Here is a 16608-nt window from a genome sequence, read left to right as displayed (position 1 = left end):
TGAAAGTGCTTTTTTATTATGAACAAAATTTAATCTTTATAATTAAACTTTAGCAGATTTTACAGTTTTAACAATTCTTCCTGCAATTTTGTAAGGGTCACCGTTTGAAGCTGGTCTTCTGTCTTCTAACCAACCTTTCCAACCTTTCTCTACAGTGATAATTGGAATACGAATAGATGCTCCACGATCTGAAATACCATAAGAGAACTCGTCAATAGATTGTGTTTCGTGCTCACCAGTTAAACGTTGGTCGTTAAACTCACCATATACAGCAATGTGTTCTTTTACTACAGGGCGGAATGCTTCACAAATTTTCTCATAAACTTCTTTAGAACCACAAGTTCTTAATGTAGTGTTAGAGAAGTTAGCGTGCATACCAGAACCATTCCAGTCCATATCTTTACCTAATGGTTTAGGGTGGTACTCAATGTAGTAGCCATATTTTTCAGTTAAACGGTCTAGTAAATATCTAGCAATCCAAATTTCATCACCGGCTTTTTTAGCGCCTTTAGCAAATAATTGGAATTCCCACTGCCCGCAAGCAACCTCTTGGTTAATACCTTCAAAGTTTAAGCCAGCATCAATACATAAATCAGCATGCTCTTCAACTAAATCTCTACCGTGTGTATTTTTACCACCAACGGAACAGTAGTACATACCTTGTGGAGCAGGGTAACCACCAATAGGGAAACCTAAAGGTAATTGTGTATGCGTATCCATGATAAAGTACTCTTGCTCAAAACCAAACCAGAAATCGTTGTCATCATCATCAATAGTAGCTCTACCGTTAGATTCGTGTGGCGAACCATCAGCATTTAATACTTCAGTCATTACTAAGTAACCATTTCTTCTTTCAGGATCTGGGTATATAGCAACTGGCTTTAAAATACAATCTGAAGATCCTCCTTCAGCTTGTCTTGTAGATGAACCGTCAAATGACCAGTTACTTAATTCTTCAAGTGTGCCTTGAAAATTTTCATGTTCTTCTACTTTGGTTTTACTTCTCAAATTTTGAGTTGGCTTATAGCCATCTAACCAAATGTATTCCAGTTTAATTTTTGCCATAATGTATTATTTAATATGAGTAATTAATATTGTTTCCAACAAATATATACTTTTATATAGATACTTTAAATTTTGCAGGGTGGTTTTAGTAAAGGGCTATGTTATTTTTATTTATACCCTATTTTTTTAGGGTATACATTAAAAAATGTAAAGTATTTTATGTAATTATTGCAAAATCATTAAATCTCTTTTTTTCTTTAATTCGCTATCATTATTTTTGCATTAACAATTAAACCACTTAAACTAAATAAATGTCTGTACTAAGATTTCATGCTATAAAAGTGTCACTTTCGCGCAAGCCAATTCATGTAAAAGAAGAAAAAAAGCGTTCTGAAATTTTTGGCGAAAACGTGTTTAATGAGCAAACAATGCGTCAATATTTAACAAAAGATGCCTTTTTAGGTGTTATGAATGCGGTTGAGCATGGAACAAAAATAAATAGAAATGTAGCAGACCAAGTTGCCGTTTCTATGAAAGATTGGGCACTGGCTAAAGGTGTTACACATTACACACATTGGTTTCAACCATTAACCGGTTCTACCGCTGAAAAGCACGATGCGTTTTTTGAAACGGTTAGTGATGGTGTAGCTATTGAAAAGTTTGATGGAGGCCAGTTAGTTCAACAAGAACCAGACGCATCAAGTTTTCCAAGTGGTGGCATTAGAAATACTTTTGAAGCCAGAGGTTATACCGCCTGGGATCCTTCTTCACCAGCATTTGTTTACGGTACAACATTATGTATTCCAACTATTTTTGTAGCTTATACCGGTGAAGCGCTAGATTATAAAACGCCATTAATAAGAGCGCTAAATGCAGTTGATAGTGCGGCAACCGATGTTTGTAAATATTTTGATAAAAGCGTAAAAAAAGTATACGCTTCATTAGGTTGGGAGCAAGAATATTTTTTGGTAGATAAATTATTAGCAGCTAGTAGGCCAGATATTATTTTAACTGGGCGTACTTTGTTAGGGCATTCTTCGGCTAAAGGTCAGCAATTAGATGATCATTATTTTGGAGCCATACCAAACCGTGCTCTAAATTTTATGAGAGATTTAGAACACGAATGCATGCTTTTAGGCATACCAGCTAAAACAAGACATAATGAAGTAGCACCAAACCAATTTGAAATTGCACCAATTTTTGAAGAAGCTAACCTAGCGGTAGACCACAATTCTCTGTTGGTTGATGTCATCGGTCGTGTGGCATCGCGTCATAATTTTAAAGTTTTACTGCATGAAAAACCATTTGTAGGTATGAATGGCTCAGGTAAACACAACAACTGGTCTTTATCAACAAATACGGGTGTAAATTTATTGTCTCCAGGAAAAACACCTATGAGCAACCTTCAGTTTTTAACATTTTTTGTAAACACTATTAAGGCAGTACACACGCATGAGGCATTATTAAGAGCATCTGTAGCTTCAGCAAGTAATGATCATAGGTTGTGCGGTAATGAAGCGCCACCAGCTATAATGTCTGTGTTTATTGGGCAACAATTAACTAAGGTTTTAGAAGATTTAGAAGGGGTTACAAAAGGAAAACTATCACCCGAAGAAAAAACAGAACTTAAACTAAATGTAATTGGTAAAATACCCGATGTTTTATTAGATAATACCGATAGAAACAGGACATCGCCATTTGCATTTACTGGAAATAAATTTGAGTTTAGAGCCGTAGGATCTACTGCCAATTGTGGTAACCCAATGACAATTTTAAATACCATTGTAGCAAAACAATTAAAAGATTTTAAAGTTGATGTAGATAAACTTATAGACACCAAAGGCTTAAAAAAAGATGAAGCTGTTTTTAATGTGCTACGCGAGTACATAAAATCATGCAAAGACATTTTGTTTGAAGGAAATGGTTATGGCGAAGCATGGGAAACCGAGGCAAAAAAGCGCGGATTAAGTAACAATAAAACCACACCCGAAGCCCTAAAAGCAAAAATTTCAAAGCAAACAATTAATTTGTTTAAAGAAATGAATGTTATGAGTGAAATAGAAACAAGGGCACGCTATGAAATTGAAATGGAAGCTTACATTAAGCACATTCAAATTGAAGGACGCGTACTTGGTGATATTGCATTAAACCACATTGTGCCTACAGCTGTAAAATATCAAAATACTTTAATTGAAAACGTAAAAGGTTTAAAAGATATTTTTGAGAAAAGCTTTAAAACGGTGGCTAAAGAACAAATAAATTTAATAGAACAAATTTCAGCACATATAGAAGGTATAAATACCCACGTAAACAAAATGGTTGATGCCAGAAAAGAAGCCAATAAAATTGAAAAAATGGAAGACAAAGCCATGGCTTATTGCAACAGTGTAAAACCATTATTTGATAATATTCGCTACCATTGTGATAAATTAGAGCTCTTAGTTGATGATGAAATTTGGCCATTAACCAAGTACAGAGAATTGTTATTTACACGCTAGTGTTTAAAACTTACAAAATCCTGCCTCAAAAAAGCAGGATTTTTTAATTCAAAAAAGTAAATTTGCAGCACAATACAACATTATGAGTCAAGAAGTTTCTAAACGTTATGCACAACGTGGTGTTTCAGCATCAAAAGAAGATGTACACAATGCTATAAAAAATATTGATAAAGGGTTATTTCCTAAAGCATTTTGTAAAATAGTACCAGATTATTTAACCAATAATGAAGATTATTGCCTAATAATGCACGCTGATGGTGCTGGTACAAAATCATCATTAGCATATATGTATTGGAAAGAAACGGGCGATGTTTCAGTATGGAAAGGTATTGCACAAGATGCCTTAATTATGAATATAGACGATTTACTTTGCGTTGGCGCCACAGATAATATTATGCTGTCATCAACTATTGGTAGAAACAAAAACTTAATTCCCGGTGAAGTTATTTCAGCAATTATAAATGGTACAGAAGAATTAATTTCAGAATTAAAAACGTTTGGTGTAACCATTCATTCAACAGGTGGCGAAACTGCAGATGTTGGAGATTTAGTAAGAACCATAATTGTAGATTCTACCGTAACGGCAAGAATGAAACGTAGTAATGTAATAGATAATGCTAACATTCAACCCGGAGATGTTATTGTTGGTTTGGCATCTTTTGGGCAAGCAACTTATGAAAAAGAATATAATGGCGGTATGGGTAGTAATGGCTTAACGTCTGCCCGTCATGATGTTTTTAATAAGTATTTAGCTGAAAAATTTCCTGAAAGTTTTGATGCTTCAGTGCCAGAAGAATTAGTGTATTCTGGAGCTGTTAAATTAACTGATGCCGTTGAAAATTCACCAATAAATGCTGGTAAATTGGTGTTGTCTCCAACAAGAACTTATGCGCCAATAATTAAAGAAATTTTATCAAAATATAATAGTGATACTGTACATGGTATGGTGCATTGTTCAGGAGGAGCGCAAACTAAAATACTTCATTTTATAGATGAAAATCATGTTATAAAAGATAACTTATTTCCAGTTCCACCGTTGTTCAAACTTATTCAAGAACAATCAAAAACAGATTGGAAAGAAATGTACCAAGTGTTTAATTGCGGGCACCGTATGGAGTTGTATGTAAAACCTGAAATAGCTGAAAGCATTATAGAAGTATCAAAATCTTTTAATGTTGATGCGCAAATTATAGGAAGGGTTGAAGCTTCAAAAGAAAAAAAACTCACCATAAAAAGTGCGTTTGGGGAGTTTAATTATTAATATTTTTACTTCGTTTTGTTAAAATGGAACGATTGTTGATAAATTCAACACTTTATAACAACCTAACATAAAGCCATGAGATACACCATTTTAGCGCTATTTTGTTTGTCTTTTTTATTTTCAAACGCGCAGCCAGATTCTCTGTACTTAAAAGAAAAACCAAAAAAATACGATGGCCCACAGTGGGTAAGAAAAAACAAAGCTACTGTAGACTTAAATGAGGTGGCTTTTGTAAACTGGAATGCCGGTGGTACCAATTCAATTTCGGGGCTTGTAGGTTTTGAGGCCACTAGAAACTATAGCGATAAATATTTTTCATGGCGTAACAATATTATTATGCGTTATGGTGTTAATAAACAACAATCTAGAGAGTTAAGAAAAACCGATGATTTAGTTGAGCTAAACTCAAATATTGGCTACAAACCTACTGTGTCTTCGCATTGGTATTATTCTGCAAGATTAAATTTTAGAACGCAGTTTGCTAATGGTTACAAATATCCAGATACTAATAATCCTATTTCTAGATTTTTAGCACCGGGGTATTTGTTTTTTGGTGGCGGAATGGAGTATGGAAAAGATATTGATAAAATATCGGCTTATTTTTCGCCATTAACGCTTAAAGCAACCTTTGTTTTAGATGAAGATTTGGCTAATTCTGGTGCCTTTGGAGTAGAACCAGCAGAGTTAGATGCAGATGGAAATGTAATTGTACCGGGTGAACAATTTAGGCGTGAACTAGGTATTTTAATTACCAATAGCTACGAAATGGAAGTGGCACAAAATATTACTATGCAGCATAAAGTTAGTTTGTATACTGATTATATACACAACTTTGGAAATGTTGATGTAGATTGGAGATTAGATTTTGATTTTAAAGTGAATAACTACATACGCGCCAGACTAGGATCGCATTTAAGGTATGATGATGATGTTAAAACCTTAAAAGAAACCGATGTAGATGGAGAGTTTGATGAAGAAGGCGCCAAAGTACAGTGGAAACAGTTTCTTGGTATTGGTTTTGCTGTAGATTTTTAATTTCTATTTTCTATAATTAATTTTAAAAACTTGTTAACTTTTTGGTGTTAATAAATTTTTAACTATCTAATATTCAAATATTTAAGTTGTTTTTCTTGTAAGCTTTATGATTTTTATCATGTGTTAAGTTGTGCTGTTTAGCTATATTTGCAGTTTACTTTTTTTTAACAAAACTTTACTTAACATTCAAGCAAATATGAAAGAGCACTTAACCAAAACGCCCCCAAAAACGTATACCCAAGACCAAGCGTTTCAAGCATCATTAAAATATTTTAAAAATGACGATTTAGCGGCTAGAGTGTGGCTAAATAAATATGCTTTAAAAGATTCTGAAGGAAACATTTATGAGCTCACGCCAAATGATATGCACCGTCGTATAGCAAAAGAGCTTGCTAGAATTGAGTTAAAATATAAAAATCCGTTAACCGAAGATGAGATTTTTAATTTAATAAAAGACTTTAAATACATTGTGCCACAAGGAAGCCCAATGGCTGGAATAGGCAATCCGTATCAAATAGCTTCATTATCAAACTGTTTTGTTATAGGTAATTCGGGCGATTCAGATTCTTACGGTGGTATTATGAAAATAGATCAGGAGCAAGTGCAATTAATGAAACGCAGAGGCGGCGTTGGGCATGATCTTTCACATATTCGTCCTAAAGGTTCGGGCGTTAAAAATTCAGCATTAACATCAACAGGTATTGTGCCTTTCATGGAACGTTATTCAAACTCTACAAGAGAAGTAGCGCAAGACGGTAGGCGAGGTGCTTTAATGCTTTCAGTATCTATTAATCACCCAGATTCTGAAGATTTTATAAACGCAAAACTAGAGCAAGGTAAAGTAACAGGAGCCAATGTATCTGTGAGAATTGATGATGCTTTCATGAAAGCAGTAAAAAATGATGCAGAGTATACGCAAAAATACCCTGTGTTCAGTAAAAACCCCAAAGCCTTAAAAACAATTCAAGCAAAAGAACTGTGGAAGAAAATAGTGCATAACGCATGGAAATCTGCAGAACCAGGTATTTTATTTTGGGATACCATTATTAATGAATCTGTGCCAGATTGTTATGCAGATTTAGGCTATAAAACCGTATCAACAAACCCATGTGGAGAAATTCCATTATGCCCCTATGATTCTTGTAGATTGTTGGCTATTAATTTGTTTTCATACGTTGAAAACCCTTTTACAGCAAAGGCATCTTTCAATTTTAATTTATTTAAAAAACATGTAGCGTTTGCACAAAGAATAATGGATGATATTATTGATTTAGAGTTAGAAAAAATTGATAATATTCTAGAAAAAATTGATGCAGATCCAGAAACAGCCGAAGTAAAATCTATTGAGCGCAACCTTTGGTTAAATATAAAACGCAAAGCAGAAGAGGGCAGGCGTACAGGTGTTGGTATAACTGCAGAAGGTGATATGTTAGCCGCATTGGGTATTCAATACGGTAGTGAAAAAGGCAATGCGTTTTCTTTAGAAGTACACAAAACTATAGCCATTGAAGCCTACAGAGCTTCGGTTTATTTAGCTAAAGAGCGTGGTGCTTTTAAGGTTTTTGATGCTGAAAGAGAAAAAGAAAATCCATTTATTAATAGATTGAAAGAAGCCGATAGCAAACTATATTACGAAATGCTAGAATATGGCCGAAGAAATATTGCATTATTAACCATTGCACCAACCGGTACAACAAGTTTAATGACGCAAACAACATCAGGTATTGAGCCTATATTTTTACCTGTTTACAAACGTAGAAGAAAAGTAAATCCAGGTGATAAAGATGTGCGCGTAGATTTTGTTGATGAAGTTGGTGACTCATGGGAAGAATACGTGGTATTTCACCATAGATTCAAGCAATGGATGGAAGTAAACGGTATTGATACCAATAAAAACTTTACACAAGAAGAGTTAGATGCTTTAGTAAAACAATCGCCTTATTATAAAGCAACCTCAAATGATGTAGATTGGTTGAGTAAGGTTAGCATGCAAGGTGCAATACAAAAATGGGTAGACCACTCAATTAGTGTAACTATAAATTTACCAAACGATGTAAACGAAGATTTGGTGGGCGAGCTATATTTAAAAGCTTGGGAAGTAGGCTGTAAAGGCGTTACAGTGTATCGAGATGGTTCACGCTCAGGTGTTTTAATTTCCAATGATGAGAAAAAAGAAGAAGACACCACAGATAATAACACTTTAACAGCTTTTCCAACAAAAAGACCACAAAGCTTAGAAGCCGATGTTGTTCGTTTTCAAAATAATAAAGAAAAATGGATTGCCTTTATTGGTTTAATTGAAGGGAAGCCATACGAGATTTTTACAGGTTTAATTGATGATGAAGACGGTATTTTAATTCCGCGTTGGGTAAATAATGGGCTAATTATTAAAAATAGAAATGAAGACGGCTCTAAGCGTTATGATTTTCAGTATAAAGATAAACGAGGTTATAAAATAACCATTGAAGGTTTATCGCATAAATTTAACCCAGAATATTGGAACTACGCTAAACTAATTTCAAGTACCTTACGTCATGGTATGCCAATAGACAAAATTGTAGATTTAATTAATAGTTTGCAGCTAGATACAGAATCTATAAACACATGGAAGAATGGCGTTGGTAGAGCCTTAAAACGTTATGTGGCCGATGGTACAAAAGCCCAAGGGCAAACGTGTTCAAACTGTAATTCTGAAAATTTAATTTACCAAGAAGGTTGCTTAACTTGTAAAGATTGTGGCTCTTCTAAATGTGGATAAAACTAAAAGAAAGTAATAAAAAGGAAGCTGAAATGGCTTCCTTTTTTGGATTATAACCTAAACTTTAGTCTCAAAAATCATACAAACTCACTAAGTATAATTAAAAAAGGGATGCTTAATAAAACATCTATTAAATAGATAAATGAAAATAATTTAAAAGTTGAAATGCCAAGGTTTTTATAAAGAACTAATTTTCTTCGGGCGTTAGTTTCGGTAATAAAATACCATAAAAAAACTATTAAAAACAATTTAGTTATAACAATAGCTACAGGTTCAATTTTCATAAAAGAAAACAATACATTAATAGCAAAAGACCAAAGAAAGTATGGTTTATAAAATATAAATATTGAAAATAATTGCTGCATAGTTGTATAATAAACGTGCTTTCAATAAAAATATTCTGCCAAATAATAGTAATAGCTTAAAAGGCTTTATATAAAATTGATAAATTATCGTATTTTTGGTCACCAATTAAAAGCGGCAGATGTTAGAGAAATTACAAATAGTAAAACAGCGTTTTGATGAGGTTAGTGATTTAATCATTCAACCAGATATTATCTCAGATCAAAAACGTTATGTAGAATTAAACCGAGAATATAAAGATCTTAGAATTTTAATGGATAAGCGTGAAGCTTACATTGAATTAACTAATAATTTGGCTGAAGCTGAAGAAATAATTTCTGATGGTAGTGATGCAGAAATGGTTGAAATGGCCAAAATGCAATATGATGAAGCCAAAGAAGGCATACCAAAATTAGAAGAAGAAATTAGAGTATTGCTTATACCTAAAGACCCTGAAGATGCTAAAAATGCGGTGGTAGAGTTACGTGCTGGTACAGGTGGCGATGAGGCAAGTATTTTTGCTGGAGATTTGTTTAGAATGTACACCAAATATTGTGAAGGCAGAGGCTGGAATGTTAGTACGGTAGATTTTAGTGAAGGTACCAATGGCGGATTTAAAGAAATACAGTTTGAAGTATCAGGTGAAGATGTTTATGGTACATTAAAGTTTGAAGCTGGTGTACACCGTGTACAACGTGTACCACAAACGGAAACCCAAGGGCGCGTGCATACCAGTGCAGCAACCTGTATGGTGTTTCCAGAAGCCGAAGAGTTTGATGTAGAAATTAACCCTAAAGATGTTCGTATAGATTATTTTTGTTCTTCAGGTCCTGGTGGGCAATCTGTAAATACTACCTATTCGGCAGTGCGTTTAACGCATATTCCAACAGGATTAGTGGCACAGTGTCAAGACCAAAAATCTCAGCACAAGAATAAAGAAAAAGCTTTTAAAGTATTACGCTCTAGGTTATATGATTTAGAATTAGCAAAAAAGCAAGAAGCAGATGCGGCTAAACGTGGTAGTATGGTAACATCGGGTGATAGAAGTGCTAAAATTAGAACATATAATTATCCGCAAGGGCGTGTTACAGACCACAGAATTGGTTTAACACTTTACGATTTACAAAACATTGTAAACGGCGATATTCAAAAAATAATTGATGAACTTATGCTAGCTGAAAATACTGAAAAGTTAAAAGCTAGTGACGAAACCATATAAATTTGTAATTCCCGCAATAGCGGGAATCTTTTTATATAAATGTTTGTTTTGAAATAAATAGAAATGACCACACAACAATTAGTTTCAGAAATAAAAAGAAAACAATCCTTTCTATGTATTGGGTTAGATGTAGATTTAAATAAAATACCACAACATCTTTTAAAAGAAGACGATCCTATTTTTGCTTTCAATAAAGCTATTATTGATGCTACACATCATTTATGCGTTGCCTATAAACCTAATACGGCGTTTTATGAAGCTTACGGTATTAAAGGTTGGCAAGCGCTAGAAAAAACAATTAATTACCTAAACAAAAACTACCCCGAAATATTTACCATTGCCGATGCTAAACGAGGTGATATTGGTAATACAAGTACTATGTATGCCAAAGCTTTTTTTGAAGATTTAGCTTTTGATTCTGTAACCGTGGCACCATATATGGGAAAAGATTCTGTTGAACCTTTTTTAGCTTTTGAAAACAAACATACCATTTTATTGGCTTTAACATCAAACCAAGGCGCCTTTGATTTTCAAACAAAAACGGTTGATGGTAAAGAGCTTTATAAAAAAGTGTTAGAAACATCAAAAACATGGTGTAATTCTGAAAACCTTATGTATGTAGTAGGTGCTACTAAGGCAGAGTATTTGGCAGATATAAGAAGCATTATTCCAAACAGTTTTTTATTAGTACCAGGTGTAGGTGCACAAGGCGGAAACTTGCAAGATGTTTGTAAATACGGCATGAGTGCTAACATAGGCTTGTTAATAAATTCATCGCGCGGTATTATTTATGCTTCAAATAATGAAGATTTTGCTCAAGCAGCAGCAAATAAAGCTAAAGAACTTCAGCAGCAAATGGAAATTGAGTTGACTCGTATTTCTTAAAAGCAATAAAGCTATTGTAATCGCTTTGTAAGAGTACTGAAAGTAAAATGTTTTCTTCAGAATGCTAAAAATTAAAGATCAACTAAATAGAATTATTGCTTTTGAAGAAACACCAAATCGTATAATTTCTTTAGTGCCAAGTCAAACAGAATTATTGTGCGATTTGGGTTTAGAATCTTCAATAATTGGGGTTACAAAGTTTTGCGTACATCCGCATTTTATAAAAACTAATGCAGCTGTAGTTGGTGGTACAAAGCAAATACATATTGAAAAAATAAAAGTATTAAAGCCCAATATTATTCTTTGTAATAAAGAAGAAAACACAAAAGAAATAGTTGAAGCTTGTGAAGCTTTTTGTACCGTACACGTATCAGATATTTATACAATACAAGACAGTTTACAACTTATAAAACAATACGGTACTTTATTTAATGTTGAAGAAGACGCAGTACGTATTTGTAATGAAATAAAAATACAACAAAAAGGTTTTGAGCATTTTATTAAAAATAAAAAGCAGTTTAATGTAGCCTATTTTATTTGGAAAAACCCTTGGATGGTAGCTGCAAATAATACATTTATAAATTATTTATTAGCTATTAATGGTTTTAATAATTATTACAAAAACCAAAGCAGATACCCAGAAATTACATTGCAAGTAAATTTGGAAATTGATTTAGTTATGCTATCAAGCGAGCCTTTTCCGTTTAATGAAAAGCATAAAAAAGACTTGAAAACATTTTTTCCTAACGCAAAAATAATTTTGGTAGACGGTGAAATGTTTTCTTGGTATGGCTCTAGGCTAATAAAAGTATTTGCTTATTTTAAAGCGCTTCGTTTAAATCTTTAGTAAATTCAACTTTGCTAATATCATCAACAAAATTAGCAATGGTTCTTTCAATTTCTTTTAAACTAATAACTTTGTTTAAATTAGGCTTAATTTTACCAACTCTACAAAAATGCTTGTTCATAACGTTCTCTTTTTTACACCATAAAGTACGATAATACATGTAATTTAGATGTAAGAAAAAAGTTAAAGAATTACTAAAGTTTTTAAGCTGGTTTAGCAATATCTCTAGATAAATATTTAAGCTTGTTAATTTTATCAAGTAGTTTTATGGCGCGGTATTCAGAAATATCACTTAACGCAGAATCTGTTTGCCTAAAATTATAGGCTTCTTCAACAAGTTCTTTATAGCGCCGGTTTAGGGCGTTTTTTTTGTGCGTTATCAATATTAATCTATCCATAATTTATTGAATAAGAAGAAATTAAATATACGTTTTTTATTGAAGTATTCAAATTTATTTATGTTTAAATTTATAGGTTTTAAATGCTTGGGTTTAAAAGAAAAAAATCTGAACAGATGAACCATTCAGATTTTTATTATAAATAAGTCTATTTAAGTATTAATCTTGTAAGGCAAATACTTTTTTTAGTAAATCTGTAGTTCTTGAATTTACTTTGTTTCTAATTTCTTTTTCTTCAACAGCAATCATGGTATAAACACCTTTTAAGGCTTCGTTTGAAACATAATCTGTTAAGTCTGGGTTTACATTATTAGTTAGCGGTAAGGCGTTGTATTTGGTTATTAAATTTTTCCAAATATCATCTGCGCCCACTTTAGAAAATGAGTTTTTTATTACCGGGTTAAATCTGTCATATAACGCCGTTTGTGTTTTGCTTGTTAAATATTGTGTAGCAGCATTATCATTACCTAATAATATATTTTTGGCATCGGCAAAGGTAATGCCTTTAACAGCATCAATAAAAATAGGTGTTGCTTCGTTAACTGCATCTTCGGCAGCTCTATTTAATACTTTTAAACCTTCATCGGCTAATTTGCTTAAGCCAATACCTCTTAGGGTTTTATCTACTTTTTGTAGCTCTTGGGGTAAAAGTATTTTAACTAATTCGTTTTTATAAAAGCCATCTTTTTGGGTAAGTTTAGTTACTTGCTTATCTATACCAAAATCTAAAGCTTGCCTTAAACCAGCAGCAATGTCGGTGTTTGTTATACCGCCACTTTGCGGCAGTTGATTAACTACTTGTTGCAACTCTGCGCATGAAGTAAGACTACAAATTAATAATAGGGTAATTAACTTTTTTATCATGTTTTCTATTTTAAGTGTAAAGTTAAAAAATATTAAATATAAAAGGCATCTGAGAGAATGATGCCTTAGGGAGATGATATGATGCCGTACTTCAAAAAAAAACATCACTTTTAAAATCATAAATACTTAACATTTATTAAGACACTAATTTTTCTAATTTGTCACATTAATAGTTTTATTAACTTGAATTATAATTTTTTAGCATGATATTTGTTATAATTGTATAAATGAATTTAAACATGAGAATGAAAAAAATACTTTTATTAGTTTGTTTTATAATTTTTAACTTCTTGTCTTATGGGCAAATAAGAATTTCAGAAGTTATAAAACAGTCTGAAATTGTTAACACTAATGAAAGCAAATTATATTTTATAGATTTTTGGGCTACTTGGTGCGCACCCTGTATTAGCGCTTCAAAGTACTTAACGGTTTTACAAAAGCAACATCCAAATGATTTGCATATTGTGTCTCTATCACAAGAAAATGCGGCAATAGTTTCAAACTTCTTAACTAAGCATAATTTAGCATTAACTACGGCTATTGATTATAATGGTGAAACCTTTAAAAACAACAACGTACAAAGCTTACCTTATGGCGTTTTGTTTGATGCTAATGGTAATAAACTTTGGGAAGGGCATCCAGCAAATTTAAAGGCCCACACATTACAGGGTTTTGTAAATAATAGTGTAAATAAACGTGCTTTTTCTGATGTTTTTGAAGTTGTAATTTCTGAAAATACAGTAGCTGAAAGTTATTCGCCAAGGCAAGATATTGAAATCGAAGAAACTGATGTAATTGAAACCGAAGATTTTCAAATAATAAATAAGCATACTTATGTTGAGCTACAGGGGCGTTTAAATGCTATTTTGGCTTATGGTTGGAAGGTTAATATAAATCAAGTAAACGTTGATCCGGCAGATAATAAATATTATAAATTGTATTTGAAAAAAGACTCTAAGCACTATAGAAATTTTCCTGATACATTTTTAAAAAAGCTTAAAATGAAATTGAAAACACAAACTGTTTTAACCGATAGTTATGTTTTAGATATGAATGCATCAACTTTATGGGATACGTTTCAAATTAATTGGGAGGATAACCCAGAGCGTTTTTTAATTGGCGATTCTGATATTAAAGCCGATAATGTATCAGTAAAAGATATGGTTTATATGTTAAGTAAAGTTTTAGAGAGTCCGGTGGTTGTAAAAAATAATAAAGCAAATAATAATGAACGTTTACATGATTGGGATATTCATTATAAGTTTTATGATTTAATGGTTTCTAACCTATCAGACAATTATGGTATTAAACTAGAAAAAGCAAAAACCCCACTTGAAAAATATTTAATAATAAAAAAAGCACCTTAAAAAAGGTGCTTTTTTTATTATTATTTAGCGGTAATTATTAGTTGCTAATTACTCTAAATTCAGTACGTCTGTTTTTCTTGTGCTCACCTTCAGAACAATCAACACCGTTAGAACATCTGTTTACTAATCTAGTTTCACCATATCCTTTAGCAATTAATCTATTTCTAGAAATACCTTTAGAAACTAAGTAGTTTACAACAGAGTTAGCTCTTTGTTGAGATAAAGACATGTTGTAATCATCGTTTCCTCTAGAATCTGTATGAGACATTAACTCAATGCTTACAGGCTTATTGTTTAATAATGGTAATAAAGTATCATCAATTACTTTTTTAGAAGCTGGTGTAATTCTAGCGCTACCTAACTCATAAAAAATAGGTAATACGTTAGCATCTAATAAACCACAATCAACTTCTTCCCATGTAGTAATACCACCTTTTTTAGCTAATACAGTTCTTGTAACAGTTTGTGTTTTAGCAGGTACAGTTACGCTTTTTGTGTAAGCAGGCTTATCAACAACTTGTTTTTTAATAGTAGCATATTGTGCAGGAATTACTTGCTCTTCCATTCTAGCAGGTGTTTTAATAACTTGCTTTTTGTAAGTTGAAGGAATCTCAGAAACAGGCACATTGTTAGTATTAGCATCAGTAGCTAAAGTAGTGTAGCTTACATCTCTGTATTGCGCTGGGTATTCAACAAAACATGCTACAACACAATCTTCTTTGTTTGGAGAGCTACAAACAGTTTCTTTGTATTCCCATCCAGAAGTTTTTGGATATGTTTCAAAAGTTCTAGAGCTTTTACCAAAAGTAGCAGGATTAATTGTAATGTCACTTCTGCCTTCTTTTTTAATGTAAGAAACATCAATAGTTTCATAAGTAGCAGGAACATACACAAACTTTTTAGTAGCTTCTTTTACTAAAACACGCTCTTCTACAGTTTTGTATGTTGCAGGAACAACTTCTAAAGTTGTGTAAGCAGGATAAACTTCAATAGTTTCTTCTATTGTTTTAAATTCATCTTTAGTAATACATTTAACATAACATTTACCAGGCTCTGGGTTTGCTGGTAAGTTTTGAGCTTGTGAGAATCCGAAACCTAAAAGTAAAGTTAGGCATAAAATAAAATTTGATTTCATAAAAAAAAATTTAGTTAATGGTTTTAATTTTCTTGCTTGTTAGACACACACAAAATAATAAAGTCACATTACATTAACTAAATCTTAAGGTTATTTTTGTAATAATTTTATTGTTAAGAAAAAATTACGGTTTTATTATTGTAAACCATTACTTTCCTGTCGGCATGTAATTTTACTGCATTTGCTAAAACTATTTTTTCTAAATCACGGCCTTTAGCAATCAAATCTGGTATAGAATGTGCATGTGTAACACGTGTAACATCTTGCTCTATAATTGGGCCAGCATCAAGCTCTTCAGTAACATAATGGCTGGTGGCACCAATAATTTTAACACCACGTTTGTATGCTGAGTGATATGGTTTTGCACCAACAAAAGCTGGTAAGAAAGAGTGATGTATGTTTATAATTTTGTTGGTGTATTTATTAATTAGTTTAGGTGAAACTATTTGCATGTAGCGTGCCAACACAATAAAATCTATTTTATGCTCTTCTAATAATTTTAATTGTTCATCTTCGGCTTTAGCTTTGGTGTCTTTAGTTACCGGAATATGGTAAAAAGGAATATTAAAATTATCGGCAATGGTTTTTAGTGTATTATGATTACTAATTATAAACGGAATTTCTAAATTAAGTTCACCTGCATTGTATCTGCCTAATAGATCATATAAACAATGATCATATTTTGAAATAAACAGAGCCATTTTTGGTTTCTTTTCAGAAGAATAAATGCGCCATTTCATATCAAAATTATCGGCTAGAACACCTTTAAAAGCGTCCTTAAAAGCATCAGTAGAAAAAGCTTCAGAAGCAAATTCACTTTCCAAGCGCATAAAAAATATATTCTGCTCTCTATCAACATGTTGGTCTATATAAACAATATTTCCGTTTTGTTGAGCAATAAAATTGGTAACTGATGCTATAATGTTAGGTTTATCATTACAGTGTATTAAAATGGTAATCTTATTCATAAGGCATAAAATATATAAACGCCAGT

The 16608-nt window shown here is 32.4% G+C and carries 14 protein-coding genes; 8 read left to right on the top strand and 6 right to left on the bottom strand.

Annotated features, from left to right (window positions below; all coding sequences use genetic code 11):
- Nucleotides 1–42: 42 nt before the first annotated feature.
- Entirely contained in the window at nt 43–1065 is a 1023-nt protein-coding gene (locus tag ACXAG4_RS06855; RefSeq protein ID WP_475295343.1) for a glutamine synthetase beta-grasp domain-containing protein, read from the bottom strand.
- Nucleotides 1066–1316: 251 nt separating this feature from the next.
- On the opposite strand from ACXAG4_RS06855, the gene ACXAG4_RS06850 reads away from it, so the two are divergent.
- The 7 genes from ACXAG4_RS06850 to ACXAG4_RS06820 all read left to right on the top strand — a co-directional run bounded on the left by ACXAG4_RS06850 (nt 1317) and on the right by ACXAG4_RS06820 (nt 11850).
- The gene (locus ACXAG4_RS06850) at nt 1317–3503 is read left to right on the top strand and encodes a glutamine synthetase III family protein (RefSeq protein WP_475295342.1); all 2187 of its coding nucleotides are present in this window, start codon (nt 1317–1319) and stop codon (nt 3501–3503) included.
- An 82-nt stretch (nt 3504–3585) separates the two neighbouring features.
- Nucleotides 3586–4764 carry an AIR synthase related protein gene (locus ACXAG4_RS06845; RefSeq protein ID WP_475295341.1) on the top strand — a complete coding sequence of 393 codons (1179 nt, stop codon included), beginning with the start codon at nt 3586–3588 and terminating at the stop codon, nt 4762–4764.
- A gap of 75 nt (nt 4765–4839) precedes the next feature.
- Nucleotides 4840–5799 carry a DUF3078 domain-containing protein gene (locus ACXAG4_RS06840; protein ID WP_475295340.1) on the top strand — a complete coding sequence of 320 codons (960 nt, stop codon included), beginning with the start codon at nt 4840–4842 and terminating at the stop codon, nt 5797–5799.
- Between the two features lie 196 nt (nt 5800–5995).
- Nucleotides 5996–8557: an adenosylcobalamin-dependent ribonucleoside-diphosphate reductase gene (locus tag ACXAG4_RS06835; protein ID WP_475295339.1), complete on the top strand. Its 2562-nt coding sequence runs from the start codon at nt 5996–5998 to the stop codon at nt 8555–8557.
- Between the two features lie 484 nt (nt 8558–9041).
- On the top strand, nt 9042–10118 hold the full coding sequence (prfA, locus tag ACXAG4_RS06830) for a peptide chain release factor 1 (protein ID WP_475295338.1): 1077 nt from the start codon (nt 9042–9044) through the stop codon (nt 10116–10118).
- A 63-nt stretch (nt 10119–10181) separates the two neighbouring features.
- Entirely contained in the window at nt 10182–11003 is an 822-nt protein-coding gene (pyrF, locus tag ACXAG4_RS06825) for an orotidine-5'-phosphate decarboxylase (protein WP_475295337.1), read from the top strand.
- A gap of 61 nt (nt 11004–11064) precedes the next feature.
- On the top strand, nt 11065–11850 hold the full coding sequence (locus tag ACXAG4_RS06820; RefSeq protein ID WP_475295336.1) for an ABC transporter substrate-binding protein: 786 nt from the start codon (nt 11065–11067) through the stop codon (nt 11848–11850).
- On the opposite strand, the gene ACXAG4_RS06815 is transcribed toward ACXAG4_RS06820, so the two are convergent.
- From ACXAG4_RS06815 to ACXAG4_RS06805, 3 genes are all read right to left on the bottom strand, one after another.
- The gene (locus tag ACXAG4_RS06815; protein WP_186826888.1) at nt 11825–11971 is read right to left on the bottom strand and encodes a hypothetical protein; all 147 of its coding nucleotides are present in this window, start codon (nt 11969–11971) and stop codon (nt 11825–11827) included. The two genes, ACXAG4_RS06820 and ACXAG4_RS06815, sit on opposite strands and share 26 nt — an antisense overlap.
- 82 nt (nt 11972–12053) lie before the next feature.
- Nucleotides 12054–12248 (bottom strand): Lacal_2735 family protein, encoded by a 195-nt coding sequence (locus tag ACXAG4_RS06810; protein ID WP_475295335.1) that lies wholly within the window; start codon nt 12246–12248, stop codon nt 12054–12056.
- A 159-nt stretch (nt 12249–12407) separates the two neighbouring features.
- Complete coding sequence (locus tag ACXAG4_RS06805; protein WP_475295334.1) at nt 12408–13112, bottom strand: DUF4197 domain-containing protein; 705 nt, start codon at nt 13110–13112, stop codon at nt 12408–12410.
- Nucleotides 13113–13357: 245 nt separating this feature from the next.
- Between ACXAG4_RS06805 and ACXAG4_RS06800 the strand changes: the two genes are divergently transcribed.
- Nucleotides 13358–14479, top strand: coding sequence for a TlpA family protein disulfide reductase (locus ACXAG4_RS06800; RefSeq protein WP_475295333.1), 1122 nt, complete (start codon nt 13358–13360; stop codon nt 14477–14479).
- 37 nt (nt 14480–14516) lie between these two features.
- Here ACXAG4_RS06800 and ACXAG4_RS06795 read toward each other — a convergent pair whose 3' ends face one another.
- Entirely contained in the window at nt 14517–15614 is a 1098-nt protein-coding gene (locus ACXAG4_RS06795) for an OmpA family protein (RefSeq protein ID WP_475295332.1), read from the bottom strand.
- Between the two features lie 113 nt (nt 15615–15727).
- Nucleotides 15728–16582 (bottom strand): formyltetrahydrofolate deformylase, encoded by an 855-nt coding sequence (gene purU / locus ACXAG4_RS06790; protein ID WP_475295331.1) that lies wholly within the window; start codon nt 16580–16582, stop codon nt 15728–15730.
- Nucleotides 16583–16608 lie beyond the last annotated feature (26 nt).

The sequence above is a fragment of the Seonamhaeicola sp. ABD4_175 genome (assembly GCF_056160885.1).
Note: the sequence above shows the minus strand (reverse complement) of the source record. Positions and strands in the feature narration are given on the sequence as shown.